Source organism: Chryseobacterium daecheongense, assembly GCF_003729955.1.
GTDB classification, from domain to species: Bacteria; Bacteroidota; Bacteroidia; order Flavobacteriales; family Weeksellaceae; genus Chryseobacterium; species Chryseobacterium daecheongense.
In genome coordinates this window covers 784,356-810,700 of sequence record NZ_RJTX01000004.1, presented here as the reverse complement: position 1 = coordinate 810,700, position 26,345 = coordinate 784,356, and the positions used below count along the sequence as shown (strand labels likewise).

At 35.8% G+C, this 26,345-nt stretch carries 28 protein-coding genes; 9 read left to right on the top strand and 19 right to left on the bottom strand.

Features of this window, described 5'->3' with window-relative positions; translation table 11 throughout:
• Positions 1-35 precede the first annotated feature (35 nt).
• Positions 36-1,685, bottom strand: coding sequence for a DNA repair protein RecN (locus EGI05_RS17070; protein WP_123264217.1), 1,650 nt, complete (start codon positions 1,683-1,685; stop codon positions 36-38).
• Between the two features lie 81 nt (positions 1,686-1,766).
• Positions 1,767-2,669: a type IX secretion system protein PorD gene (porD, locus tag EGI05_RS17065; RefSeq protein ID WP_123264216.1), complete on the bottom strand. Its 903-nt coding sequence runs from the start codon at positions 2,667-2,669 to the stop codon at positions 1,767-1,769.
• Positions 2,670-2,896: 227 nt separating this feature from the next.
• On the opposite strand from porD, the gene EGI05_RS17060 reads away from it, so the two are divergent.
• Positions 2,897-3,673, top strand: coding sequence for a sulfite exporter TauE/SafE family protein (locus EGI05_RS17060; RefSeq protein WP_123264215.1), 777 nt, complete (start codon positions 2,897-2,899; stop codon positions 3,671-3,673).
• A 58-nt stretch (positions 3,674-3,731) separates the two neighbouring features.
• Here EGI05_RS17060 and coaBC read toward each other — a convergent pair whose 3' ends face one another.
• The 4 genes from coaBC to EGI05_RS17040 all read right to left on the bottom strand — a co-directional run bounded on the left by coaBC (position 3,732) and on the right by EGI05_RS17040 (position 7,140).
• Positions 3,732-4,937, bottom strand: a complete 1,206-nt coding sequence (coaBC, locus tag EGI05_RS17055; protein WP_123264214.1) for a bifunctional phosphopantothenoylcysteine decarboxylase/phosphopantothenate--cysteine ligase CoaBC — start codon at positions 4,935-4,937, stop codon at positions 3,732-3,734.
• A 114-nt stretch (positions 4,938-5,051) separates the two neighbouring features.
• On the bottom strand, positions 5,052-5,375 hold the full coding sequence (locus tag EGI05_RS17050; RefSeq protein WP_123264213.1) for a DNA-directed RNA polymerase subunit omega: 324 nt from the start codon (positions 5,373-5,375) through the stop codon (positions 5,052-5,054).
• A 41-nt stretch (positions 5,376-5,416) separates the two neighbouring features.
• Positions 5,417-6,412: an outer membrane protein assembly factor BamD gene (locus tag EGI05_RS17045; protein ID WP_123264212.1), complete on the bottom strand. Its 996-nt coding sequence runs from the start codon at positions 6,410-6,412 to the stop codon at positions 5,417-5,419.
• Positions 6,413-6,510: 98 nt separating this feature from the next.
• Positions 6,511-7,140: a TetR/AcrR family transcriptional regulator gene (locus EGI05_RS17040; protein ID WP_123264211.1), complete on the bottom strand. Its 630-nt coding sequence runs from the start codon at positions 7,138-7,140 to the stop codon at positions 6,511-6,513.
• A gap of 97 nt (positions 7,141-7,237) precedes the next feature.
• On the opposite strand from EGI05_RS17040, the gene EGI05_RS17035 reads away from it, so the two are divergent.
• The 4 genes from EGI05_RS17035 to EGI05_RS17020 all read left to right on the top strand — a co-directional run bounded on the left by EGI05_RS17035 (position 7,238) and on the right by EGI05_RS17020 (position 9,649).
• Entirely contained in the window at positions 7,238-7,864 is a 627-nt protein-coding gene (locus EGI05_RS17035; protein WP_123264210.1) for a TatD family hydrolase, read from the top strand.
• Positions 7,857-8,582: a tRNA threonylcarbamoyladenosine dehydratase gene (locus tag EGI05_RS17030; protein ID WP_123264209.1), complete on the top strand. Its 726-nt coding sequence runs from the start codon at positions 7,857-7,859 to the stop codon at positions 8,580-8,582. The genes EGI05_RS17035 and EGI05_RS17030 overlap by 8 nt, the downstream gene beginning before the upstream one ends.
• Entirely contained in the window at positions 8,582-8,956 is a 375-nt protein-coding gene (gene rnpA, locus EGI05_RS17025) for a ribonuclease P protein component (protein WP_123264208.1), read from the top strand. The genes EGI05_RS17030 and rnpA overlap by 1 nt, the downstream gene beginning before the upstream one ends.
• A gap of 84 nt (positions 8,957-9,040) precedes the next feature.
• Positions 9,041-9,649, top strand: a complete 609-nt coding sequence (locus tag EGI05_RS17020) for a DUF4126 domain-containing protein (protein WP_123264207.1) — start codon at positions 9,041-9,043, stop codon at positions 9,647-9,649.
• Between the two features lie 68 nt (positions 9,650-9,717).
• On the opposite strand, the gene EGI05_RS17015 is transcribed toward EGI05_RS17020, so the two are convergent.
• The 12 genes from EGI05_RS17015 to EGI05_RS16960 all read right to left on the bottom strand — a co-directional run bounded on the left by EGI05_RS17015 (position 9,718) and on the right by EGI05_RS16960 (position 22,455).
• Positions 9,718-11,739 carry a hypothetical protein gene (locus EGI05_RS17015; RefSeq protein ID WP_123264206.1) on the bottom strand — a complete coding sequence of 674 codons (2,022 nt, stop codon included), beginning with the start codon at positions 11,737-11,739 and terminating at the stop codon, positions 9,718-9,720.
• A gap of 1 nt (position 11,740) precedes the next feature.
• On the bottom strand, positions 11,741-12,292 hold the full coding sequence (locus EGI05_RS17010; RefSeq protein WP_123264406.1) for an LptE family protein: 552 nt from the start codon (positions 12,290-12,292) through the stop codon (positions 11,741-11,743).
• Positions 12,282-12,971 carry a DUF4013 domain-containing protein gene (locus tag EGI05_RS17005; protein ID WP_123264205.1) on the bottom strand — a complete coding sequence of 230 codons (690 nt, stop codon included), beginning with the start codon at positions 12,969-12,971 and terminating at the stop codon, positions 12,282-12,284. Before EGI05_RS17005 ends, EGI05_RS17010 begins: the two co-directional genes overlap by 11 nt.
• A gap of 5 nt (positions 12,972-12,976) precedes the next feature.
• Entirely contained in the window at positions 12,977-14,260 is a 1,284-nt protein-coding gene (locus EGI05_RS17000) for a sigma-54 interaction domain-containing protein (protein WP_123264204.1), read from the bottom strand.
• 98 nt (positions 14,261-14,358) lie between these two features.
• The gene (locus EGI05_RS16995; protein WP_123264203.1) at positions 14,359-14,784 is read right to left on the bottom strand and encodes a hypothetical protein; all 426 of its coding nucleotides are present in this window, start codon (positions 14,782-14,784) and stop codon (positions 14,359-14,361) included.
• Between the two features lie 60 nt (positions 14,785-14,844).
• On the bottom strand, positions 14,845-16,287 hold the full coding sequence (gene miaB / locus EGI05_RS16990) for a tRNA (N6-isopentenyl adenosine(37)-C2)-methylthiotransferase MiaB (protein WP_123264202.1): 1,443 nt from the start codon (positions 16,285-16,287) through the stop codon (positions 14,845-14,847).
• A gap of 173 nt (positions 16,288-16,460) precedes the next feature.
• Complete coding sequence (locus tag EGI05_RS16985; protein WP_123264201.1) at positions 16,461-17,213, bottom strand: hypothetical protein; 753 nt, start codon at positions 17,211-17,213, stop codon at positions 16,461-16,463.
• Positions 17,214-17,229: 16 nt separating this feature from the next.
• Positions 17,230-17,712, bottom strand: coding sequence for an energy transducer TonB (locus tag EGI05_RS16980; RefSeq protein ID WP_123264200.1), 483 nt, complete (start codon positions 17,710-17,712; stop codon positions 17,230-17,232).
• A gap of 114 nt (positions 17,713-17,826) precedes the next feature.
• Positions 17,827-19,026: a diaminopimelate decarboxylase gene (gene lysA, locus EGI05_RS16975; protein WP_185144979.1), complete on the bottom strand. Its 1,200-nt coding sequence runs from the start codon at positions 19,024-19,026 to the stop codon at positions 17,827-17,829.
• 291 nt (positions 19,027-19,317) lie between these two features.
• Complete coding sequence (locus EGI05_RS16970) at positions 19,318-20,541, bottom strand: 3'-5' exonuclease (protein ID WP_123264199.1); 1,224 nt, start codon at positions 20,539-20,541, stop codon at positions 19,318-19,320.
• An 11-nt stretch (positions 20,542-20,552) separates the two neighbouring features.
• Positions 20,553-20,903: a hypothetical protein gene (locus EGI05_RS16965; protein ID WP_123264198.1), complete on the bottom strand. Its 351-nt coding sequence runs from the start codon at positions 20,901-20,903 to the stop codon at positions 20,553-20,555.
• Positions 20,904-20,928: 25 nt separating this feature from the next.
• Entirely contained in the window at positions 20,929-22,455 is a 1,527-nt protein-coding gene (locus EGI05_RS16960; RefSeq protein WP_123264197.1) for a helicase HerA-like domain-containing protein, read from the bottom strand.
• 376 nt (positions 22,456-22,831) lie between these two features.
• Here EGI05_RS16960 and EGI05_RS16955 point away from each other — a divergent pair, with 376 nt between their 5' ends.
• From EGI05_RS16955 to EGI05_RS16945, 3 genes are read left to right on the top strand one after another with little or no spacing between them, the layout of a single operon-like run.
• On the top strand, positions 22,832-24,241 hold the full coding sequence (locus EGI05_RS16955) for an MBL fold metallo-hydrolase (RefSeq protein WP_123264196.1): 1,410 nt from the start codon (positions 22,832-22,834) through the stop codon (positions 24,239-24,241).
• Between the two features lies 1 nt (position 24,242).
• A complete protein-coding gene (locus tag EGI05_RS16950) occupies positions 24,243-24,608 on the top strand; it encodes a rhodanese-like domain-containing protein (RefSeq protein WP_123264195.1) in 366 nt (121 codons plus the stop codon).
• Positions 24,609-24,620: 12 nt separating this feature from the next.
• Complete coding sequence (locus EGI05_RS16945) at positions 24,621-24,920, top strand: thioredoxin family protein (RefSeq protein ID WP_123264194.1); 300 nt, start codon at positions 24,621-24,623, stop codon at positions 24,918-24,920.
• Between the two features lie 32 nt (positions 24,921-24,952).
• Here EGI05_RS16945 and EGI05_RS16940 read toward each other — a convergent pair whose 3' ends face one another.
• Complete coding sequence (locus EGI05_RS16940) at positions 24,953-25,705, bottom strand: nitrilase-related carbon-nitrogen hydrolase (protein ID WP_123264193.1); 753 nt, start codon at positions 25,703-25,705, stop codon at positions 24,953-24,955.
• A gap of 104 nt (positions 25,706-25,809) precedes the next feature.
• Here EGI05_RS16940 and EGI05_RS16935 point away from each other — a divergent pair, with 104 nt between their 5' ends.
• Positions 25,810-26,250 carry a DUF6646 family protein gene (locus EGI05_RS16935; protein WP_123264192.1) on the top strand — a complete coding sequence of 147 codons (441 nt, stop codon included), beginning with the start codon at positions 25,810-25,812 and terminating at the stop codon, positions 26,248-26,250.
• Positions 26,251-26,345 lie beyond the last annotated feature (95 nt).

Genomic DNA, 26,345 nt, shown 5'->3' with positions numbered 1-26,345 from the left:
CATTAGTAAATGTAATGCAAAATATGTTACAGTTTTTATCCAATTAATTCTTTCGCCTGTGCCAAAGCAGCTTCTGTAATCTTACTTCCGGAAAGCAATTGGGCAATTTCGTTGAGTTTTTCTTCTTCACTTAGAGGAATGATGGTAGATTGCGTTTTCCCGGAAATATCCTGTTTTACCACTTTATAGTTATTATTTCCTTTTGCTGCAACCTGAGCTAAGTGAGAAATCACGATAAGCTGCATATCGGCAGACATTTCACGCATCAGATTTCCGATCTCTTCTGCTACTTTTCCGGAAACTCCGGTATCAATCTCATCTAAAATAAGTGTTGGAAGCTCATCATTTTCCGCAATGATTTTTTTCACCGCCAACATTACTCTCGATCTTTCTCCACCCGAAATAGCGGTTTGAATAGGTTTTAACGGAAACCCGGAATTCGCCTGGAATAAAAGCTGAATGTTTTCTTTCCCAAATGAATTGAATTCTGTGACAGGTTGTAAATCAATATCTACTCTGGCTTTTTCAAGACCTAGTTTTTTAAGAAGTCCTTCTGCTTTTTTAATGAAATCCGGAATGCTTTTTTTCCTGTTTTTGGATAATTTTTCGGCTAAAGCCTGAAGATTTTTATCTTTTTTAGCAATATTCTCTTCGATTTCATTTATTAAGCCTTCAAGCTCGGAAGCCCCTTTTTGTTCTCCTGCTAACTGGTCTCTGATTTCTTTCAGTTCACTAAGGTCTGAAACATTATGTTTCAGAAACAAGGCATTGATTTTATTGTTGAGATCGGATAATACAGCTAAAGTTTCCGGATTGATTTCAATTTTTTCCGATTCGTTTTCAAGCTCGGCAATAATATCTTTCAACTCTACAAAAGAAGTTTCCATTCTCTCATCCAGTTCAGAAAAACCGGACGAAACTTCGGAAATTTTAGAAAGTTTATTTTTCGCTTCATTAAAAAATGACAGGATCCCGATTTCTTCCTGATGGAAACGGGATAAAATCTGACCAAGGTTCTCGGAAATCATTTCCGCATTTTCCTGAATAGAAAGCTGATTTTGCAAATCCTCATAATCTACATCATCCAATTTCAATTCTTCCAGCTCATTTAATAAGAATTGTTTATAATCACTTTCCTTGGTATTTTCAGAAAGCTGGGTTTGTAATCTTTTAAGCTGTGTTTTGAGGCTTTGAAATTCAGAAAACTCATACTGATAGTCTTCTATGATTTTTTTATTGCCTGAAAGCCCGTCAATAATTTTAAACTGATATTCGGAAGTAAAAAGATTAGAAGTTTCAAATTGGGAATGGATGTCAATAAGCTGGGATGAAAGCTCTTTTAATACATCCAATGTTACCGGAACATCATTGATAAAAGCTCTGGATTTCCCTGAAGGAAGGATTTCTCTGCGGATAATCGTCTGATGCTCATAATCCAGGTCATTCTCAATAAAGAATTTTTTGAACTGGTTATTGAGTGCAAATTCCGTTTCCACAATACTTTTCTCTTCAGCAATGGAAATAGATTTCACATCCGCTCTTTCGCCTAAAATAAGTCGTAAAGCACCTAAAATAATGGATTTACCTGCTCCCGTTTCACCGGTTATGACCTGTAAACCGTTGTGTAATGATACTTCCAGTGTATCAATCAGGGCAAAATTTTTAATGTAAATTCTCGAAAGCATGAATCAGTAGCAGATTACGTTAGGTACTGCAAATATAGAACTTTAGAATTCAGAATTCAATAGAAGGAAATGAAGCTTTTGTTATTTCCACTTATTCCATTTGGATTCAGTATTCTTAGGGGAAAACATAATCATAAGCTGCTTCAGGTCATTGAGTACAATTCCGCCATTATTTCCTGTATTGAAGATATTGAAGATCTCATCACTTTTATTATCCATGAAAAGATTGAAGAAATAATTCTGCTGGAAGGAATTTTCATACATTTTCAGCTGCATTAGGGCATTGAAAATGATCTTTTTAGCCGCAGTCTGATCCTGGTTGAATAAATTATCCAATCCTGCTCTGTGGTATGTATAAATAGTAGAACGAAGCTGACTTAAATTAGGGTTTAGAATTTCTCCGATCAATATAGCACGGCTTCTTGGCTCATTGATCTGCCCCCATCCTTCATATCCTCTGTTCTGAGCATTCTGGGCGATCTGCTGTGCTTTGGAAAACCATTGTGATCCCGCCATAGACTGGAAACTGTCTGCATCATATCCTAATATCAGATAAACATAAAAACTGATGACATCAATTAAGTTTTTCCCTGAAAATTGTCTTTCATTGAAGATCAGATTTTCATTTTCCACGTATTCAAATCCGAATTTGGTGTCCTGAAGATTTAGAAGCGGAGATTCATAGGTAGTATTGTATACCGGACGGACCGCCTGAACTACAATGCTTCCTTTAAACCTATTTCCGTCTCTTTCTGAAATGACGATAGCAAAGTTTGACTTTACTTTTTCGAAATTCTGTAGTTTTTTCCCGGTCCAGCTTGTATTGTTGATAAAGTCTCTAAGACTTTTCTCCAACGCTTTGTAAGCCTGCTGGTTACTTCCTCCCAATTGCTGAGCATTCACCTGCACTGTGGCCAAGATTTCTTGGGAAAAGCTGATGTTATATAAGAAAAGCAGTAAAAATAAGCTTATGATCTTTTTCATTCTGTTAGTAAAAATTGAGAACGGAAATTTATTAAAATTATTCTTAGTATACGATAGAAATTCAGAATTAATCTAAACCAGAACTAAATTAAAAGCAAAAAGTATTATAGTAAATTTAAAGGACCTGCCACTACAAGGATTTGACGTAATGAAGGTGGATGCTCTCCATATCAACATTATTGCTAAATTTGGAGTTTATAGCAAGTAATTGCTAAGACGTTACAGAAATGACTGAATACATAATAATATGCCTTTTTGCCTTACTCGGTTCCGGACTGACATTTTTTTCAGGTTTCGGACTTGGAACTTTATTAGTTCCGGTATTTGCCATCTTCTTTCCTATTGATCTCGCCATCGCATTGACAGCAGTAGTACATTTTCTCAACAATATTTTTAAACTGACCTTAATTGGTAAAAACGCCAACCGACAAATTATTTTAAAGTTTGGATTTCCTGCAATTCTTTCTGCATTTTTAGGTGCTTATGTTTTAACTTTTATTGTAAACATCTCACCTCTTTATACTTATGCAATCTCAGACAAAATATTTTACATAACTCCAGTAAAGCTGATTATTGCAATATTACTATTTATCTTTTCTCTGTTTGATATTGTCCCGAAATTAGTCAAACTCGACTTTGACGAAAAATACATCCCATTAGGTGGTTTGTTGAGTGGCTTTTTTGGTGGGCTGTCAGGAAATCAGGGAGCTTTAAGAACCGCATTCTTGATAAGAGCTAATTTGACAAAGGAGGCATTTATTGCAACTGGTGTTGTTATTGCTGTTCTTATTGATATTTCAAGACTAACTGTCTATTCGGCTGATATCTTAAAAGTGGGCGATAAAATAGATTACACGCTTTTAATTTCAGCGACCCTTTCTGCATTTGCAGGAGCGGTATTAGGAAACAGACTTCTTAAAAAGATTACAATAAAGACCTTACAGCTAATCGTTGGAGTGATGTTATTAATTTTTTCGGTTTTATTGGCCCTTGGAATTGTATGACAAAAGCACCACTGCTAGTAGGCATTTGGCTGATGAAGTGATTAATTGAACACTTTATCTATTTTAAAAGCTGACTTTCAACAAAATTGAGGATATCCTTCGCCACATCATCCTTAGATTTCAGGTCAAACTCCTTTTTTTCCGTCTTAGTAAATATTTTTATTTTATTGGTATCGTTTTTAAAGCCGGCTCCTTCATCGCGGAGAGAATTCAGAACAATCATATCCAGGTTTTTCTTTTCCAGTTTTCCTTTGGCATTTTCTTCTTCATTCTGGGTTTCCAAGGCAAATCCTACCAAAAATTGGTGAGATTTTTTCTCTCCCATCGTTTTAAGGATATCGGGGTTTTTAACCAATTCAATAGTTAAGCTGTCATCATTCTTTTTAATTTTTTCTTTGGCTACTTCTTTCGGTGCATAATCTGCGACGGCAGCACTGGCAATAGCAATATCTGCATTTTCATAGAACTCAAATACTTTTACCAACATTTCTTTTGCAGAAGTCACTCTGTGAAGTTCTACATTTTGATCATTGATCACCTGAGAGCTTGGCCCGGAAATCAAAATAACTTTCGCTCCTCTTTTGGACGCTTCTTCCGCCAGAGAAAAGCCCATTTTCCCAGAGGAATGATTCCCAATAAACCTTACGGGATCAATGGCTTCATAAGTGGGCCCAGCTGTAATTAAAACAGTTTTTCCTTCAAGACTTTTATTTGTACTTCCTGAATTAAAAAAATCTTCTACTGCTTTAGCAATAGTTTCCGGCTCCGCCATTCTCCCTTGCCCAATTAAACCACTTGCCAATTCCCCGTTTTCTGCGGGAATGATGAAGTGCCCGTAATCTTCCGCCAATTCAAGATTTTGTTTGGTAGACGGATGCTGATACATATCCAAATCCATTGCCGGAGCAATAAAAACAGGACATTTGGCAGACATGTAAGTGGCAATCACCAGATTATCACACATTCCATGTACCATTTTAGCTAATGTATTGGCTGTACAGGGAGCCACAATCATTACATCTGCCCACAAAGCCATTTCCACATGGCTGTTCCATGTGCCATTATCACTGTAAAAGTCTGTGTAGACAGGTTTTTTAGACAGTGTAGATATACTGAGCTTGGTAACGAAATGTTCCGCATCAGGAGTCATAATCACCTGAACTTCGGCTCCTTTCTTTATAAAATCCCTGATCAGAAAATGAATTTTATATGCAGCAATTCCTCCAGAAACGGCAATAAGGATCTTTTTTCCGGAAACACCCATGTAGTTTTAATTTTAGAATACTAAATTACTTATTTTTTCTCAGGTTCAGAAACAGCAAAGGTCATAAAAGAACTTATTCCTTTACGACCTTCGTTTATTGTAGTACAGAAAAAATTATTTTCTGTCTTCTGTTTTTCTGAAATAGATATCTTCATTCATCCATTCTTCAATTGCGATTGAAGTTGGCTTTGGAAGTTTTTCATAGTGCTTAGAGATTTCAATCTGCTCTCTGTTTTCAAAAACTTCTTCCAATGTAGAATTGTGCACTGCAAATTCATCTAATTTATTATGTAATTCCGTACGAATTTCTGCATTGATCTGTTCTGCTCTCTTTCCCATGATAACAATAGCCTCATAGATTGAACCTACTTTTTCTTCAATCTTATCTCTATCGTAAGTAATTGTATTTACTTCTGCTTTTGTATCTTTTACGCTCATTTTGAGAAATTTATTTTATTTTAAGATGGCAAATTTACGAATTATCTTTGAATTTTGAAAGTCGCAGCCGGAGGAGGGGTTTGAAGTGCTGCACTATCCCTTTGGATCTGCATTGCCTTCTTTTCTGCATCCACCTGATCTTTCATTTGTTGCTCGGTTTTATTTTTCTCGGCTAATTTATCCGCTTCTTTTTTCTGCTTAGCTGTTAAAGTTGCGATTCTTGCTTCTGTTTGTTTCTTTACAACAGCGAAATCTTTTTTCTCTTTCTCTAACTTACCTCTTAAATCCAGAGCTGTTTTAGCATATTCTGTATTCGGAAGTTCTTTTTCTACCTGTCTGGTAAATGCCAAAGCACTTTCTATACGTTCTTCTTTCAGGTCATATACAGAGTTCAGAGCTAACTGATAACGTGATTTTAAGATATAATCATAGATCTTCGGACGAAGCTTGGTACTTGGAAAATCTTCCAATACATTATCCAAAGCTACATTCGCTGCTTTATAATCCCCCATTTTGAAATACTGTCTTGCATTTTCGTATGCTTTAAACTCTAGTTTATAAGACAATTCATCAATAAGCTGGCTTATATTTTTAGATCTTTCAGAATTCGGATAATTATTCAGGAAGTCCTGCAGTTCATTTATTGCTAATTCTGTACTAGACTGGTCCAGGTTGTAGTCCATAGATCCTTCATAATAGCATAAAGCAGACATATATGCCGCTTCTTCTTTCCTGCTGTCCTGAGGAAAGCTTACTGCGAAGTTTTTGAACTGGTGTCCTGCTAGTTTATAGTTCTTATCGTAATAGTTGGCATATGCAGAGTTGAAAACCACATTTGGAGCATCATCTGTTCCTGCTACAAGGTTTGGAAGCCTGTCGTAAAGAGCCAGGGCATTTTTCCATTTCTTTTTAGCAAAGTTTTCATTAGCAACTTTCAAGATGTAGTTTTTGTCCGCACTTTTCATGGCTTTATCCTGCTGACTCACACATGAAGCAACCACAACTGCTGCTAAAAGACCTAAAATATATTTTTTCATAAAAAATTCAACAGTTTCCGGATTTTTCCGATCTACTAATTTGCAAAAATATAACTTTTTTGCCAATACATTTCTTTTTATGAATATTTAACGTAATTTTAGTCTGCTGCGTATCCCAAAATGGCAAAAACACTGAGCAAGAGGTTCATTCTTACCTTTTTTTCCGCTTCTTTGGTATATGTTTCATCATTTTTGCTGGGAACATATAATTCATAGAAATTTTTATTGCGGATCACGAAAAGTGTTGAGCCTATAATTGTGGTAAGAATATCTTCCGGCTTTGGAGTGAAAGTAAAAACCCCGGAAGCTACCCCTTTTTTGATAACGTCATCCAGCTTCTTCACAAAAAGCTGGTAAAAATCCAGCAATTCATCTTTTAGATTTTCTGTATGGCGTAATTCCTGGGTAACAAAACCGTGGAAGTAATTATATTTAAATAACTGGGAAACAATGTATTTAATGATTTCTTTCATTTGCATTTCCGGCTTGCCGTCTTTAATGGTATCGGCAAATTCCGAAAAATTCTCCCTGGTTTTCAATACTCTGTACTGATAGAGATAAGACATCATTTTTTCTTTGGAACCAAAGTAATAGGAGATCATGGCGACATTGATATTGGCTTTGGAACAGATATCCCGGACGGAGGTTCCTTCATAGCCTTTCATCGCAATAAGCTCTTCGGCAATGTCTAAAATATGAATTTGTTTTTCTGTAAATTTTTTTCTCATGAAGTGCAGTTTGAGTAAAGTTAAGAAATTTTTAACAAAATTATAAACGTTTGTTTAAGGATTTTACCTTAATTCCAAATAATGAGTATTTTTGATCATGGATTTTTTTGATTTTCACCATCATAAAAAAAATGTATCCACGGGTATCTATAATGTGAACCCGGGAGAAATTCTACCGAATCATTTCTACTCTATCGGAATTCATCCGAAGGATATCCTTGTTGATTCCATTGAAAGTCAACTTCAGTGGCTACAGTCACATATTTCAGAAAATTGTTTTGCGATTGGAGAATGTGGTCTGGATTCTTTTGTTCCGGTAGATCCATCCATTCAAGAAGATGTCTTTCTAAAACAGATCAATATTTCTAATGAATTCGGAAAGCCATTGATCATCCATTGTGTAAGAAAGTTTTATGAGGTGATTTCGTTCAGAAAGAAAGCGAAACACGCGATGATCATTCATGGTTTTAATAAAAAACAGAGTATAGCGGATGATCTGCTGAAAAATAATTTTTATCTGAGTTTTGGAAAAGCGGTTTTGTATAATTTATCTTTGCAAGAAACTTTGAAAACGGTTCCTTTAGATAAGATATTTTTAGAAACTGACAATGATGATTTTAACCTCGGAGAGTTGTATCAAAAAGTTTCGGATATCAAAGGAATTTCGCTGGAGAAGCTTAATGAGCAGATTATAGAAAATTTAGAGACGATAAAAAATGGATAAATACTGGCTGGAAAGAACAGAACTTCTTATTAAGGAAGGTGGGATCAGGAAATTAAGCAACGCTAACATACTTGTGATTGGCTTAGGTGGTGTCGGTTCTTTTGCTGCGGAGTTTCTGGCAAGAGCCGGTGTCGGAAATATGACCATTGTAGATGGTGATACGGTAGATATTACCAATATCAACAGACAATTGCCTGCATTACATTCTACTGTCGGAAAGCATAAAGTGGAAGTGGTTGCTGAAAGACTTTTAGATATCAATCCTGAACTCAACCTTATCAAGATCAATGAATTCTTAAATCCTGAAAGAATGGATGAAGTGCTGGATTCCGGAAAGTTTGATTATGTACTGGACTGTATTGACAGCGTTACCCCTAAATTATGTCTTATTAAAGCTGCGAGGAAAAGAAAAATCAAAATCATCAGTTCGATGGGAGCAGGCGGGAAAACCGATCCGAGCAAAGTAATGGTGAGAGATATCAGCAAAACCCACAACTGTTTTCTTGCCAAACAAGTGAGAAAGAGACTTAAAAAAGAAAAAATCCATAAAGGTTTCCGATGTGTATTCTCTAATGAGATTCAGAATGAAGAAAGTCTGAAAATGACTGACGGAAGCAACTTCAAAAAATCGTTCTACGGAACCATCAGCTTCATTCCTGCTATTTTCGGTTTGTATGCAGCGGCGGAGGTGATTAATTACTTAGTGAAAAAAGAATAATGCAGAATTTCAAATATCCCAGAGAGGAAAAACTCAAAAAAAACAGTGCAATCACTTTACTTTTTGAAAAAGGTAAATGGAGAACCTGTGGAAATCTGAGAATCATTATTCTTAAGGATAAACCTAATCATCCTGTTGAAAGCACCCAATTCGGAGTTTCTGTTTCCAAGAGGTATTTTAAGAGAGCTGTTCACAGGAATCGTATCAAAAGGCTTCTGAGAGAATGCTACCGGATGCATAAAGACATATTTAAGGATGCTTTTGGCGGAAAAACTTTAGCAATGCTGTTCTGGGTTTCTCCCGAAATGCCACAGAAATTCCAGGATGTGGAAGCTCAGTTTATAAAACTTTGCCAAGCTCAGAAAAAGTCTTAATCTTTATTTCATTGATTGCATAGATTTATTTAAATCTTTGCATACTTTTTGTAACTTTAGGGAAAACAAACACTGAAAATTAAAATGTTAGATAATGTTCCCTATTTGCCTTACGTAATCAGTGCCTTTATTGGCATCGGTTTGGCTGCTGCATCCGGCTTCAGGGTATTTCTCCCGATGTTTGCCGTTAGTTTAGCTTCCTACATGGGCTGGATCCCGATGAATGAACATTTTCAATGGCTTTCCGGGCTTCCTACGCTTATTACTACAGGAATTGCAACAATTGTGGAGATTTTAGCCTATTACATTCCTTACATCGATCATTTGCTGGATACCCTTTCGGTTCCGATGGCTACCGTTGCCGGCTCGGTTCTGTTTGCCAGTCAGTTTGCTGATCTTGGAACGTTTCCTCAATGGGCATTGGCTTTAATTGCAGGGGGAGGAACTGCGGCGGCGATCAGTTCAGGATTTGCTGGAACCAGGGCTGCTTCTACTGCCACTACTGGTGGACTTGGAAATTCCGTAGTAGCGACTACAGAAACAGCGGGTGCAGGAATTATGTCTGTTTTAGCAATGGCTGCTCCGGTAATTGCAGCAATTTGCGCCATTATACTGGTTATTCTTGTTCTTGTAGTAGGACGGAAAGCATGGCGGAAACTGAGGAATAATAAAGATGTTATTGATCATACATAAAAATTCCGGCCATAAATGGCCGGAATTTTATTTATAATATTTAAATTTCCTTCGTCTGAATAACATCATTAATTTTTACCGCGAATATCTTTTATTTCCTGAATTTTACCTTCAAAATAATCTTTCTTTTCAGGATGTTTGTTGGCCAATATCTGGAAAGCATTGATTGCTTTCGTGTATAGCTTCTGCTCGAAATACAATTTTGCTAACGTTTCCGTCATTAGGTGGGAAATATCATCTCCTTTTTCCTTAACTACAAAGCTGCTTTCTTCTTTTAACTGGGTAATTTTCGGGTTGTTCTCAATGAAAGAATCAATAACTTTAATTTTACTTTCAACTTTTGATTTTTCTACTTCCTCCGACCTATCGATCTTCAACCAGTTTTGCCATGTATTGATAAATCCGGGAACGTTACTGTCATCAACATCAGAAACTTTAGTTTCCTGCGCAGGTATCTCTTTAATTTCTTCTTCTTTCTTCTCTTTTTGAGGCTCATTGATTGCCCAGTTGGAGCTGAAGAAGGAAACATTCATTACCGGAGCTTCTTCCTGTTTTTTCTCTTCTGTAGTTATTTTTGGAGCTTCTTTGTCTTCTTTAAGCTCTTCTGTATTCTTTTCGAACTTTTCAGAATGATCTTCTACCAATTCCGGCAAATTCTCTAAGGAAGGTAACCCTTTCTCTACTTTTGGAGATTCAATAACAGCTTCTGTTTTCTGTTCGGCAACTTCAATGGGTTTAGGTTTATTGATCAAAGAGTCCGGCACATTGGATTCAAAACTCATTGGCTTCCACGCCGTCTTAGTTTCTTCTTTAACTTCAGTTGCAGGTTGAGATTCTTCAACAGCAGGTTTTTCATTTTGAGAAACTTCGGGTTTTATTTCAGTTTCAGTTGGCTGTGGCTCTTTTACTTCAGCCTTTATTTCATCTTTCTGTTCGGAAACAACCTCGAAACTTTGGGTTTCCGCAAAATTGATATCATGACTTTGGATTTCCGGCTCAGCTACTTCTTTCTCAGAAGAAGTTTCTTTTTTGGCCTTCATTTTTTTCTCTACCTCTTCGATCAAACGTCTCATTTCTTCTTCATGTTTGTTGATGGTAGATCGAGGTGTATCCTGCTTTGGTATTTCTGCCGAAGGATTAGACTGGATCGTAACTTCCGGCAGGAATGATTCTAATCCGTGGAAACTTAATTCTTCATTGTCACGAACTGATTTTATTTCTTCCTCGGAAGTGATTTCTTCTTCGTGGATGATCTTTTCCGGAGTAAACTCTGCAACCCCTTCGATTTGATTTACTTCTTCCTTTTGATTATTTATTTCTACCGTATTAGATTGAACTGAAACTTCCTGCAGGAATGATTCTGTTTCATGGAAACTTAATGCTGCCTCATCCTCAATTTCCCGTTGTTCCTTCATTGAAGAAATCTTTTCTTCTTCAATAATGGTTTCGGGAGTGAATGTATCAATCTGTTCTTCTTCTTTTATTTCTTCTTGTTCTTCTGAAATACTTTCTTCTACTGGTTCCGGTTGACTTATTTCCTCTGTTTTTTCCTGTTTTTGGGTAACAATAACTCCGGATTCTAATGTGGATTCCAGGTCAATGGTCTCCAGATTATCATCTTCAAGAAAGTTTTCTTCTCCTTCGAATAAAATTCTGTTTCTTTCTCCATTCACATAGACATGCTTAATTTCAGGCTGTGGTTTTGCCAATAAACTGGCTGCTTCTTCAAACTGGTTTTTCTCTGAAGGCTTTTTATCTTCAATAAGGATTTCCTCTGAATGAAGAGCCTCCACTTCCTGAACAGGTTCAGCAATATCTTCTTTTCTTTCTTCAACGATTTCAGGCTTTGGTTGCTGCTGCACTTTACCGTTGATCAATTGATACAGGATTTTTTTATCTGTGGTATAAGCTGCTGTAATGGAAAGCTCTTTCTGATAATTCTCTCTGTCGTAAAGATGAACTCCATATAAATGAAGCGCTCTTATATTTTGAATATAGGGAAAGGAACTGATCTCTTCTTTCAGAAGTCCTAAGTCCTCTGACTGAATGTTTTTCGGGTTTTTTAATAATTCTAAAACTCTTGGATTCATGTTACCAATTCGCTACAATATCGTTAAATATTTTATTAATGATTCTATCTGTCACAATTTTCACCTGAGAAGCTTCAATGTCACTTTGGGATAAATTGCTGTTGAATACGGCTTCATCAGAATAGGTTCTATCGAAACTCACATCCGGATGAAGTTTATTTTCATAATGTACTTTTACGGTAATCGTAAGTTTATTCTGTGATTCCTGGATAACTCCCCCCGTATTGGTAGTTTGGGTATTGGAGCTAATGGTCGTAGGGGATATGGAATAATCCGTGATCTCTCCTTCGATCAGAATATCCGGGTTTTCTTTGGTTCCTTTCAATGTTGTTCTTTGCAGAAACCTATTTTGAATATCTGTTGAAAACTGCTGTGATAACGCTGGATTTACGTAAGCTGCATTATTCGGAAATTCATTAATCTGCACTGTTTTTTCATCGGTCAGAGACGATCCGGTAAAACTGTAGCACGAATGTAAAACACTCAGGCAAAGAAGCAAAAGCCCAACTAATAAAGGCTGTTTTATAGAGATATTCTTGTTTTTAATATTCATTTTTCTGTCCGATTTCTTTGATCTCGTCATATTCAATCTGCTGCATCGCATCTTCAAAAGCAAAATAATGAGTTGTGTAGAAATAGGGCATTGTAATCAATATCCCAATTCCGCAAAGCAATATTCCTATTTGAGAAAGAAAGCTTATTACAATACTGAATAGAAGGATGGATAACAGATTGTCTTTAGTCATTATTTTAGACATATTCCATGCTGTTTTGATATCTTTCACTCCTCCGAGGGAGATCAAAGCAGGAATATAAAATGCTTTCAAGGAAAGAAAAATTATAACGATAATGATTAAAAATATATAAAATATAAAGAATACTCCTAAAACCGGTGAAGGCTCTTCTCCATGTCCCATAAAAGGAAATACAAAAAACATAGGAATATAAATAGAAAATACAATCCCAATAATAATCAACTGAAAAATGATGTACGCTGCAAAGTCATCGAAATTAAAAATATCCGAAGGATTCGCTTGTTCTCCTTTATTCACTTTTCTGCAATATTTATAAAAATTTCCTACGGCCATAATTCCACAAAATGGAATGATCGATAGGACCATGCAAAAAATAAAAGCCAAGACGAAGTTTCCAAAGTCTTTTTTTAATAGTTCATATCCTTTGTTCAGGTACTCATTGAATTTAAAATTAATGGGTCTTGCTGTCATTTTCATGTAAATTATTCTTCCAGGTTATATTGTTTAATTTTTCTATATAATGTTCTTTGTGAGATTCCCAATTCATCGGCAGCTTTATTCCTGCGTCCTTTATGCTTTTCCAACGCCTTGATAATCAAATCTTTTTCATTATTCTGAAGCGATAAGGATTCAGGCTGATGTTCTTCCACTTCAATATCTTCTACATCTTCATAGCTGTCATCAGGATTGGAAATAATGGTTGGTGTCTGAACCGGTCCATTATTATTCTCAAAATATAATAAGGAATTCGGGTTTACAGCTTGTTGAGATTCAGGAGTATAAATCCTGTTGATCAAACTTTTCTCATGATTGCTTAAATCTCCTGCTCCTCTATTCTTTATCAGTTCCGAAGTTAAGGATTTTAAATCATTAATATCGCTTCGCATATCAAAGAGGATTTTATACATAATTTCTCTCTCACTTGCGAAGTCGTTTTGTTTAGGTGTATTTGGAGTATTGACCACCATCGGAAGATGGGTTTCCATCGGGATATATTCCGCAAGTTTTTCTACAGTAACATTTCTGTTTCTTTCCACAACAGTCATTTGCTCCACAAGGTTTCTCAGCTGACGGACATTCCCTGGGAAAGTATAATTTTCAATATAATGAACCGCACTTGGATCAAGCTCCAACTCTGGCATTCTATATTTTTCAGCAAAATCGATGGCAAATTTTCTAAATAGCAGATGAATGTCTCCTTTTCTGTCTCTTAAAGGCGGCATATCAATTTGTACGGTATTCAGGCGGTAGAATAAATCCTCACGGAATCTTCCATCATGAATCGCCTTCATCATGTTTACATTGGTAGCTGCTACAATTCTTACATTGGTTTTCTGCACCTGAGAAGAACCTACTTTCATGAATTCTCCACTTTCCAGAACTCTTAGAAGACGTACCTGTGTCTGCAAAGGCAGTTCTCCTACCTCATCAAGAAAGATCGTTCCTCCATCCGCTACTTCAAAATACCCTTTTCTTGTAGCTGTAGCTCCCGTAAAAGCTCCTTTCTCATGTCCGAACAATTCGGAATCGATGGTTCCTTCCGGAATTGCGCCACAGTTGACCACAATGTAGGGTTGATGTTTTCTTCTGGATTCTGAGTGGATGATTTTTGGGATAAATTCTTTCCCCACTCCACTTTCTCCTATAACTAATACAGAAATATCTGTGGGGGCAACCTGGATTGCTTTTTCCAGCGCACGGTTTAAAGCCGGAAAATTCCCGATGATTCCGAAACGGTTTTTTATATTTTGTAACTCGTTGCTCATAAGTAAATGCTAGATTATGGTTTTACTTTAATTCTACTTTTATCTGATTTTTGTAGAATTTTGATTAATTTTTTAAAAATTTGAATGAATTTCTTTAATTAACCTAATAAATCCAAATAATCCTTGTTTCTGATTTTTGAAACTTTAGTTTTAAAATATAATGTTCCTGTAGCAGCATTTTGGTAATTGTTCTCAAAATTTCCCAGAACGATAGTATGCCTTTCTCTTACAAAGCAAAAAACGGCATTATTGTCATTTTTCCCGTATTCTTTTGCAGATACGGTTTTTCCAATAACACCAATTACATTTTGTTTATGGTGTATGGAATGATAAAACTTCGTCTTTTTTGTAACACACGCTTTGTGCGTAGCCTCAGAATATTGAGAATTTAAAAGCTGAGTATATATTTCGCACAGCTTTTTATATTCATTAGGTTCAATAGAGCCATTAATGATCTGTGCCGAAATATTTCCACAAATTATCACCAATAAAACACTGAGGCAATATTTTTGAAATTTTTCCATTGTCTGAGTCTAATTATAAGGTGTTGATAATAATCTGTTATTTAAAGTTCCTGAAAGGGCTTATTTATTTTCTACTGTTTCCCCTAAAAGTGTGCCTTGTGTGTTATCAAAAACAAAAACGTCCACAATGTCACCAATTTTCTGCCCTTCAAGTTTATCAAATACGCAAACAGCATTTTGAGAATTTCTTCCTTTCCATTGGTTTTCATTCTTTTTGGAGGTACCTTCAATCAATATCTGATGTACTCTTCCTACATAAGATGCCATACGTCTTCTGGAAAGCTCACCCTGCAAAGCAATGACTTCCGCTAAACGTCTCTGCTTAATATCTGCCGGAATATTGTCTTCCAATTTCTTGTGAGCCGGTGTTCCCGGTCTTTCTGAATAAGCGAACATATAACCATAATCATATTCTACTTCTCTCATTAAGCTTAATGTATCCTGATGATCCTGCTCTGTTTCATTGCAGAAACCAACGATCATATCTTGTGAAAAGGCAATATCCGGAACAATAGCCTTCGCTTCTCTCACTAAATCCAGGTATTCCTGACGGGTGTGCTGCCTGTTCATCAACTGCAACATATGGTCACTTCCACTCTGTACAGGCAGGTGAACATATTTACAGATGTTATCATGTTTGGCAATCATCCTGAATACATCCAGGCTCATATCCTGAGGATTGGATGTAGAGAATCTGATTCTCATTTCAGGCACCGCTTTAGCAACAAGATCAAGTAATTGTGCAAAGTTTACAGCTGTAGCTTTCTGCATTTCAGAAGCTTTTACGAAATCTTTTTTAGGACCTCCTCCATACCAAAGATAAGAGTCTACATTTTGTCCTAACAAAGTAATTTCTTTATATCCGTTGTTCCAAAGATCTTTACATTCCTCAATAATAGAGTGCGGATCACGGCTTCTTTCTCTTCCTCTTGTAAATGGTACTACACAAAATGTACACATATTATCACAACCTCTTGTAATAGTAACAAAAGCAGTTACGCCATTTCCTCCTAAACGAACCGGATTAATATCAGCGTACGTTTCTTCCTTGGAAAGAATAACATTGATGGCATCTCTTCCGTCTTCAGTTTCTTTTAAAAGGTTAGGCAAATCTCTGTATGCATCAGGCCCTACAACCAAGTCTACCAATTGTTCTTCTTCTAAGAATTTGGTTTTCAGCCTCTCAGCCATACACCCGAGAACACCAACCGTCATATTCGGTTTTTCTTTTTTAAGATTCTTGAACTGAGAAAGACGCATTCTGACGGTTTGCTCCGCTTTTTCACGAATAGAGCATGTATTTAAAAGAATAAGGTCTGCTTCTTCTGCTTTTAGTGTAGTATTATAGCCTTGCTCATTAAGAATGGAAGCAACAATCTCGGAATCAGAGAAGTTCATCTGACAACCATAGCTTTCCAAGAATAATTTCTTAGAATTCCCTTCCTTTTCTGCAATAGCAAAAGCTTCTCCCTGTTTTGTTTCGTCTATATATTTTTCCTGCACTTTTATAAGTCTTAGATTCTTAGAATCAGATATGATGCTGATTCAAAATTAGTTTAGTTTGCAAAGATACAAAATATTGTGACAGAATGGCAGGTTAATCGAAGTTAAAACTTAAAGGCAATCTGAAAGGAGACTAATGGAAATATTTTTATCCCACATACAATTTATATTCGTTACCATCCCGCATTTTCATATTTAACCCTCTCATAGTCAAAACTGAATTCCTGGTTAAATTCATTATAAAATTTGAATTTCATAGGTATTCCATTAAAAGTAGCAGGTTCCCATTCTCCTTTTATTTTTTTTAATTCGTTGGCCATATTTCCTTTTTCTGCAGCCGTATAGTTTCCCTCAATTTGAAAATTCTCAGCTACACCTTTTTCATTCACAACGAAAGAAAGATATAGCTTTTTATCTTCATTAGCGTTAAGATTCTTTTCAATGATATTCTTTACATGACTACCAAAAACCTTCATCCCACTTTTAAATTTTGGTTTTTTATATTCATTCAACTTTGGATTCTCCTTAGAGTAATAAAGATAAAAGGGCTCAATTTGTATTTCTGCAATAGCACCAACAGGCTTACCATTTTCACTTGCAGGTTTCCACTTTTTAAGATATGGAATGAGTTTTCTACTGAATTCAAAAGCACATTTATTCTTGAAAACACTTACTGTATCCGGGTCCTTAACAAAATTAATGGACGCATCTGCATTAACCAAAATAGGAAGCAAATATTTCTCAGTACTAGGGCATGGAGAAAACTCGTTTTTTTTAATGACTTGGATCATCTCAAGTATTAATGCATCAGTACCTCCTTCATAAGGGCTTTGTCCATAAGGGTATCTTTCCAAAACCTCTTGCTGTTGTGCCTGAAGTGTCTTAAGTAAAGTAAAGCAAATTAATAAAACTATTTTTTTCACCATATGATTATTTTAAAGCTTACATATCTGCAGAAAGCGAAGAGAAATTCATTTTAAGTTTCATTTCAGATTTTACAGGTTGTCCGTTGCATACGGCAGGAGACCAGTTTTTCTTAATTCTTCTTACCACATACTGCATATCATCAAAGAAAATTTCACTGTTCAGAACTTTAGGATCCCCTGTCACGTCTATTACTTTACCGGTAGCATCAATAGTAAGCGTAAAAGTAAACTCTCCGTTTAATGTATAGAAGTCTGAATTCAAATAGGTATACATATATTTCTTAAGAATCTCTTTATAAGCTGCAGCCCCGCCTTCAAAACTTGCCGGTTTAAAATCATTACAATTTTTTATAGCAACCTGCATGAAAGGCTCTTTAATATCTATTTTTAAAAGATTCTTATTATTTTCCGTGATAAAAGAATCATCTCTGTCTTCAAGATCCTGGGCAAATGAAAAGTTTGCCATGAAAAGTCCTATAAATAATGTTATTGCTTTCATAAAATTATTATTTGTGATTATACTGCAAAATTACAATTTACAAAAAGAAAACTTCACGCCAATGTGTGAAGTTTTCTATGATTGTTATGTTAAAGTAGATTCTTAAGACAGAAACTACAATACTTCGATCTGATTTCTCAACAGGTCTTCGAATTCATCTCTTTTGCGGATCAAATGAGCCTTACCATCCAGGAATAAAACTTCTGCCGGCTTCAGCCTTGAATTAAAGTTGGAGCTCATTTCAAAACCATACGCTCCGGCATTATGGAAAGCCAGAATATCTCCTTCTCTTACCTCGTTCAGCTTTCTGTCCCATGCAAAAGTATCTGTTTCACAAATATTTCCTACCACAGTATAAATTCTTTCCGCTCCTTTTGGATTAGATAGGTTTTCAATAACGTGATAAGAATCGTAGAACATTGGACGGATCAAATGGTTAAACCCTGAGTTAACTCCCACAAAAACGGTTGCCGTAGTTTGTTTGATTACATTAGCTTTCACCAAAAGATAACCACTTTTACCTACCAAGAATTTTCCAGGTTCAAACCAAAGTTCAAACTTTCTACCATTTGTTTTGGCAAATTCCGAAAGAACTTTTTCCACTTTCTTCCCTAAAGTCTTTACGTCTGTTTCCATTTCGCTATCCTGATACGGAATTTTGAAACCACTTCCCATATCAAGATACTTCAGATTAGGGAAATGTTCAGAAAGCTCCAGCATAATATCTAGTGCCTGAATAAAAACTTCCGGATCTTTAATTTCACTTCCTGTATGCATATGAAGACCTTCCACATTTAAATTAGTGGTTTTCATCACTCTTTCAATATGACGAAGCTGGTGAATGGAGATCCCAAATTTACTGTCTATGTGTCCTGTAGATATTTTATAGTTTCCTCCCGCAAAAATATGTGGATTGATTCTTACAAAAATCGGATAGGTATTTCCGTATTTGTTTCCAAACTGTTCAAGAATAGAAATGTTATCAATATTGATGTGCACTCCATGCTGTATAGCTTCTTCTATTTCAGCCAAATCAACACAATTTGGAGTAAATAATATTTTTTCTTTTGGAAATCCAGCCTTTAAGCCAAGTTTAACTTCATTAATTGATACACAATCCAAAGATGCACCCAGGCTCTTGACATATTTCAAAATGTTTATGTTGGTTAATGCCTTTGCAGCATAAAAGAACTTTGTGTGCTTTAAAAAAGAAGATGTAAGTTTCTCGTATTGAGTTTTAATAGATTCAGTGTCGTAAACATACACCGGTGTGCCAAACTCATTGGCAATCTGTAGCAAATCTTTTGAATTCATAATTAATAAGTAAACTTCTTTTTTGTTAATAAGAAACTGCAAAGGTAGTGAGAAATTGTTTATAATTTAAAACCAATTACATAGAAGATTATTCTTATTATTTAATTTTTACAGGATAATATACTTTATATTACGTATAAAAAGCATAATATTCTGTATATTTAAACAATCTCCAATTAAAGCGCATCAGTCAAAATCACCAAATACAGTACCACAAAGCAATTCGGCATAATTGAAGAATCCCATAGCATAAGTTTGAGATTATTTTCTGTTTTTTATGATAAAAAAAGATTATTTTGGCAATGGTAATGTTTCAAAATCACCACGAAGCAAAGCCAGCTGTAATTCATTATTCAAATCAGTCGAAGATAGCGGGAGATCAATCTTTAACTTGGAAAGCTTACTTAATGTCTGAATTTGCGTAAAAAGCTCATAAAAACCATAAGAATTTACTTTTCCGTTTTCTACAATTAAAAATAGCTTCTCACCCAGTTTTCGTCCCTGTCCAAGCCAAAGCTCATTTCTTTTCTTAAAATCTATCTTTTTCCTAAAAGAATCAATTTCTTTGAAGGCTTCCTGAGTATTGATAAACTGGATGGCCTTGGAGCCTTGAGTAAAAGATCTGAATTTTAAAATTGGCTTTTCAGCTTTGTTCAGCTTATTTTTTTCAACAATATATTTATTGTTTCTGAAGTAAAGCCCGAAAGGAAGAGTTTCTCTTTTCTTTATATTTTTAGAATTCAGAATCAGTTTAGCAATAATATCTGTCCCCGTAAGCTCAAAATTGATCTGTTCCGTATTTTTTTGAATTTCTTCCCATTTCTTAGACTTGGAATTGAAAACTTTTTTAGAGAATTTATTAATGTCCTGAACATGATCACTAAACACAATTTTCCCGGCTACATCCTGAAAATAGACAAAGCCTTTTTCATTAGGAAGATCCTGAGTCAGCTCTTTGATTTTATTGATGTAGGTTTTAGCATTGGTTTCCTCATGTTGCTTTTGAATGATCTCGTTCTCCGTATCTTTTGAAATCAAAAGCTTGAAAAGTTCTAACGTTGCTCTTGCATCTCCTTCGGCTCTGTGATGGTTGGTTAAAGGAATTCCCAAAGACTTAACAAGTTTCCCTAAGGAATAACTTACTTCATCCGGAATAAGCTTCTGTGCCAAAGGAATGGTATCTAATGTATTGATTTTGAAATCATAACCAAGCCTTTTGAATGACTGGCGCAGCATTCTATAATCGAAATCAATATTATGTCCTACCAATGTAGTGTTTTCAGTAATTTCAATAACCCTACGAGCAATTTCGTGGAATTTAGGAGCAGTTTTAACCATTTTTGGAGTAATACTGGTTAATTTCTGCACAAAAGGTGTAATATCGCTTTCAGGATTCACCAGGGAAATAAACTGATCAACAATTTTTTGACCATCATACCTGTAAATAGCAATATCTATAATGCATTCTTTTCTATAACCTGCACCATTACTTTCTATATCTATTATTGAATACATCTAATTATCTGTTATACAACTAATTTTTTTTGATTAATCTTAATAATACCCGTCATCAAAAGTCCAAAAAATAAGGTTATCAAGCTAAGTACATAACCCATGCCATATGTCCAAAGCAGATCCGGATGCCCCTGCTGATATTGCCTTGCCTGAGACAGAAAAACCGCCAAGAGAATATATAAACAGATCAAAGAAATGCTTCCGCCAAAAACCTGGTAAATCCATTTTTTATTGATGAGCAAAGGCAATATTGCTAAAATAACAAAAATAATATCAAAAAAACTAAAATGCCCGTTAATACTGTCCATCACTAAATTCAGTGTAGCCAGACCAATAAAATAGAAAGATGATAGTTTTTTCATGGTTATTAAGTTTTTTTAGTAGTTTTTATCTCCTTCTTCCGCCCAAGCCGAACATTCCTAAAATGGCTTTAGCTCCCTCTCTCATTAATGTATTGGTAAATGTTCTGCCGGCTTTGCTTTGCAATACCTGCTCAAACATTCCGGGTTCTTCCTTAACTGGTTTTGTTTTTTGTGTTGGTGCAGAATTCTGAACAGCCTGTTCCATTCTATTGGCCAACATTTCATAGGCAGACTCACTGTCTACTGCCTGATCATATTTAGCAACCAATGCAGATTTGCTCGTCAGTTCCGAAACTTCGCTATCATTAAGCACATCCATTCTTGATTCAGGAGAGATCAGATAGGTGTGCACCAAAGGTGTTGGAATCCCTTTTTCATCTAAAGCCGTTACAAATGCTTCTCCGATTCCCAGATTCTGAATTAAAGAGGAAGCATCATAAAACTCTGTAGTAGGATAATTTTCCACCGCTTTTGAAATCTCCTTTTTATCTTTTGCCGTAAATCCTCTTAAGGCATGCTGAATTTTTAATCCTAGTTGGGAAAGCACATTTTCAGGGACATCACCCGGAATTTGAGTGATAAAATAAATTCCCACCCCTTTGGAACGAATCAGCTTCACCATCGTTTCAATCTGCGAAAGGAGCGCTTTGGATGATTCATCAAAAATCAGGTGAGCTTCATCAACAAACAATACCAGTTTGGGCTTTCCGCTATCCCCTTCTTCAGGAAAGGTCATATAAATTTCAGCAAAAAGTGAAAGCATGAAAGTTGAGAAAAGCTGCGGCTTATTTTGAATATCCGCAACCCTTAAAATATTCACTACTCCTTTTCCGTCCCTTGTTTGAAGTAAATCCTGAACATCAAAGCTTAATTCTCCAAAGAATCCTGCTGCCCCTTGCTGCTCTAACGCCACAATGGATCTTAAAATAGCCCCTAATGAAGCCGGTGCAATGGAACCATAATTAGCAGAAAGCTCAGCTTTTCCCTGAGGATTATCTGTTACATACTGCAAAACTTTCTTCAGATCATTAAGATCAATCAATGGCAGTCCTTTATCATCGCAATATTTGAAAACGATAGACATGATACTTTGCTGAGTATCATTCAGTTCCAGTATTTTACTTAATAAGACAGGTCCAAATTCCGTAACCGTAGCTCTTAATTTCACCCCTTTTCCTCCGGAAATACTCATCAATTCCACCGGAAAAGCCTGTGGATTATAGGGCAGTTGCGTTTTTGCGTATCTTTCCTCGATAATGGAATTCTTCTCTCCCGCTTCTGCAATGCCGGAAAAATCTCCTTTAATATCCAAAACAAGTGATGGAATTCCAGCATGGGAAAGCTGCTCGGCAAAAACCTGTAATGTCTTGGTTTTTCCTGTCCCTGTAGCTCCTGCTATAAGTCCATGTCGGTTAATTGTCTTCAAGGGAATCGTAACGTTTACCTCAGGAACAACTTCTCCATTCAGCATTCCTTTTCCCAATATAATATGTTCTCCTTTCGGAGTGTATCTTGCGTTTAGTTCTTCAATAAATTGTGCTTTGTCTGCCATTTGATTTTTTTAACCTATAAATATAAAATTTTTTATAAAATATTGACACATTAATGTAAGAATATTGGGCAGGTTCTGTTATTAATATAACCTCAAATCTTACTCCTATAAAATCCCTGGAATAAGTTTTCTACAGCTCTTTGTACAAATCAAATGTATTCAGCAATAGTATTTCTTGTGTATATGACAAAAAACAGTCTACTAATCTAGTGCGATTACACATTTTCATTTTCATGCTGATAATAAGCATTTTACACCCCTTGTTTTACATCTAAAACCACTTACTATTGACAGAAACTATCAATGAGATTTAACATTTAATTTACATTTCATGTAATACTTTGTATCTTTATCTAAAATTTTTAAAACAGAGCCAATGAAAGTTGAACAAATATATACAGGTTGTCTGGCTCAGGGCGCCTATTATATTGTATCAGAAAATGAAGCTGCCATTATAGATCCTTTAAGAGAAATAAAACCTTATCTGGATCGTCTTGAAAAGGACAATGTAACTTTAAAATATATTTTTGAAACACATTTTCACGCTGATTTTGTTTCGGGACACTTGGATTTAAGCAAAAAGACAGGAGCTCCTATTGTATATGGTCCTACTGCACAGCCTCAATTTGAAGCTATCATTGCTGAAGATGAACAGATTTTCAGTATTGGAAAGGTAAAAATAAAGGTGCTGCATACTCCTGGCCACACCATGGAGAGCACAACTTATCTTTTGATTGATGAAAATGGTGTTGAAACAGCAATTTTTACAGGAGACACCCTATTCTTAGGAGATGTCGGAAGACCGGATCTGGCTCAAAAAGCAACCAATTTAACGCAAGAAGATCTGGCTGGTATTTTATATGATAGTCTTCAAAATAAAATCATGCCTTTAGATGATAGCATCACAGTTTATCCGGCTCACGGGGCTGGTTCTGCCTGCGGAAAAAATATGCAAAAGGAGACCGTAGATATTTTGGGAAATCAGAAAAGAACCAATTATGCTCTTAATCAGCCGGATAGAGAATCTTTCATCAAGGAAGTTCTGGATGGGCTTACTGCTCCACCCAAATATTTCGGAATGAATGTAGCCATGAACAAAGGAGGCTACGAAAGTCTTGATGTAGTAATGGATAAAGGTTTAACTCCTATTCCTGTAGAAGATTTTGAAGCGTATGCGGAGGAAACCGGAGCTTTGATTCTGGACACCAGAAATGCCGCAGAATTCCATAAAGGATTTATTCCAAACTCTGTCAATATAGGATTGAAAGGTGATTTTGCCCCTTGGGTGGGAACTTTGATCGTAGATGTGAAGCATCCTATATTATTGGTTTCTGACGAAGGAACAGAGGAGGAAGTGATCACAAGATTAAGCCGTGTTGGGTTTGATCATGTGTTAGGATATTTAAAAGGCGGATTTGAAGCTTGGAAAAACGCAGACAAGGAAATTGATGAAATCAAAAGAATTTCACCCGCTGAATTTGCTGAACAATTTACCAAAAATGCAAAAGTCGTGGATGTAAGAAAACTTACAGAATACTCTGCAGAGCATATTGACAATGCCTACAATAAGCCTTTGGATACTATCAGTGACTGGATCAGCTCCATTGATGATTCAGAACATTTCTTTTTACATTGCGCAGGAGGATACAGAAGCATGATTGCCGCAAGCATCCTTAACTCACATGGAATCAGAAATTTTACTGAAATAGAAGGTGGTTTCAACGGGATCAAAAAGACGGAGAAATTTCCTACAACAGATTTCGTTTGCCAGTCTAAAACATTGTAGAATGAAAAGTAAAATTTTCAGATTCATTCTTGCTTCAGCTTTTGTATTGACTGCTTGCAAAACAGTAAGAACAGCGGAAATCCCTACAGCCAATATCAGGGAAATTGTAAATAGCTCTGATGTAACATTGGTAGATGTAAGGATCCCTGAACAATATGCTGAAGGAACCGCAAAAAATGCTATCAATATTCCTTTGGCAGAGATTCAAAATAATATTGAAAATCTTAAAGGTAAAAAAGTGGTTGTTTTCTGTAATAAAGGAATGCAAGCGGACGAGGCTTTAGAAATTTTAAAGAAAAACGGAGTGGAAGTTTATGACGGAACAACCTGGAAGAACGTAAAAGCCATTCAGGAAGAAAACAAATAAAAACCATTAGCTATGTCACAAAAATTTCAAGAGATCATTAATTCCGACAGACCTGTTTTAATAGATTTTTTCGCGACCTGGTGTCAACCATGCAAGGTTCAGTCTTCAGTGCTAAATACCGTAAAAGAAAACGTTGGCGAAGGCGCAAGGATCATTAAAGTGGATGTGGACCAATATCCAGCTTTAGCTGCACAATATGGAGTTCGTGGGGTTCCTACCTTAGCTATTTTTAAAAATGGAGAATTGCTATGGAAAGAAAGCGGTGTACATGATGTTAACACATTAACTGAGCTTTTAAAGCAATATGCATAAAATAAAGCCTGTGAAATTCACAGGCTTTTTAATTATAGTTCTATAGAAAAATGATCCCTGTCGTTTAAAAACTGGAAATGATTTCTGAAATCTTTTAATTCATTCAAATTCAATTCAGCAGTAATCAAGTTTCCATTTTTTTGAGAGATTTCTGTTCCATCCGCAAAAAAACAATGTGAGCTTTCCTGATAGAAAAGATCGTTCCCATCAGTCCCTATTCTGTTCAGACCAAAAACAAAAGATAGGTTTTCAATAGCTCGGGCTTTTAACAGATACTCCCAGGCTCCTACTCTTTTCTGAGGCCAATTGGCAACATATAAAATAGCATCATAATCATCATTATTTCTTGCAAACACCGGAAACCGCAAATCATAACAAACCTGCAACAAGAATCTAACTCCTTTGTAACTTACAATTACTCTCTCTTTTCCTGGAGTATAGACTTTATCTTCCCCTGAAAAGGAAAACAAGTGTCTCTTATTATAATAGTCAGTTTCTCCATCAGGCTGGACAAAATACATTCTGTTGTAGAATTTCCCATCTTGTTCAACCGGAGCACTTCCGCAAAAAGCAGCATTTTTGTCCTTGGATATCTTTTTCAAAAATTCCAGGGATTCCTGATTTCTATCCGAAATTTCAGAGGCGTCCATACAAAATCCTGTGGAAAACATTTCAGGTAATAAAAAAATATCCGCATCCTGGTTTTCCAGTTGCTTTTCAATCTGCTGAAAGTTCTCTGTTTTATTTTTCCAGATAATATCTAAATTAAGCCCTGTAATTTTCATAAACCTTATTCAAAATCTTCTATAAAAATAAGGTTTTTAATTGATTTCGGTTTCATTTTTGCTTCTCATTATTTTCGGATAGTAACAATAAAAATGTAAAATTTATGAAGAAATTAGTTTTTATGTTGATGGTAGTTGGCCTAGGAACTGCTGCCAATGCACAGGCATGGACAGGAAAAGGAGATCAGAAAATACAGCTGGGTCTCAATGCATGGGGATATGGAACCGGTGTTACGGGAACTTATGATTATGGGCTGAACAAGCTTTTATCAATCGGAGCCGGATTGAATGCTTATTTTGACGGCTATAAGGATAATGATAAAGACAACCGTGTTTTCGTTTTCGGGAGATTGAATTTCCATCTTCAGGAAGCATTACAGTTGCCGGAAAAATGGGATATTTACCCGGGGGTTGACTTAGGGGTTCTTGGAAAAGACTTCGGAATAGGTGCACATATTGGAGCCCGTTATTTCTTTAATGACAAAGTAGGGGTTTTTGCTGAAGTAGGAAACAACGGCAGCCTTGGTGTTTCATTCAATTTATAAGGAATATTCATAAATATGACAAAGCTTCTCGTTTCGGGAGGCTTTTTTATTTGGCATAGTTTTGATAATTGTTACCTTTGCAAATTAAAATCTAA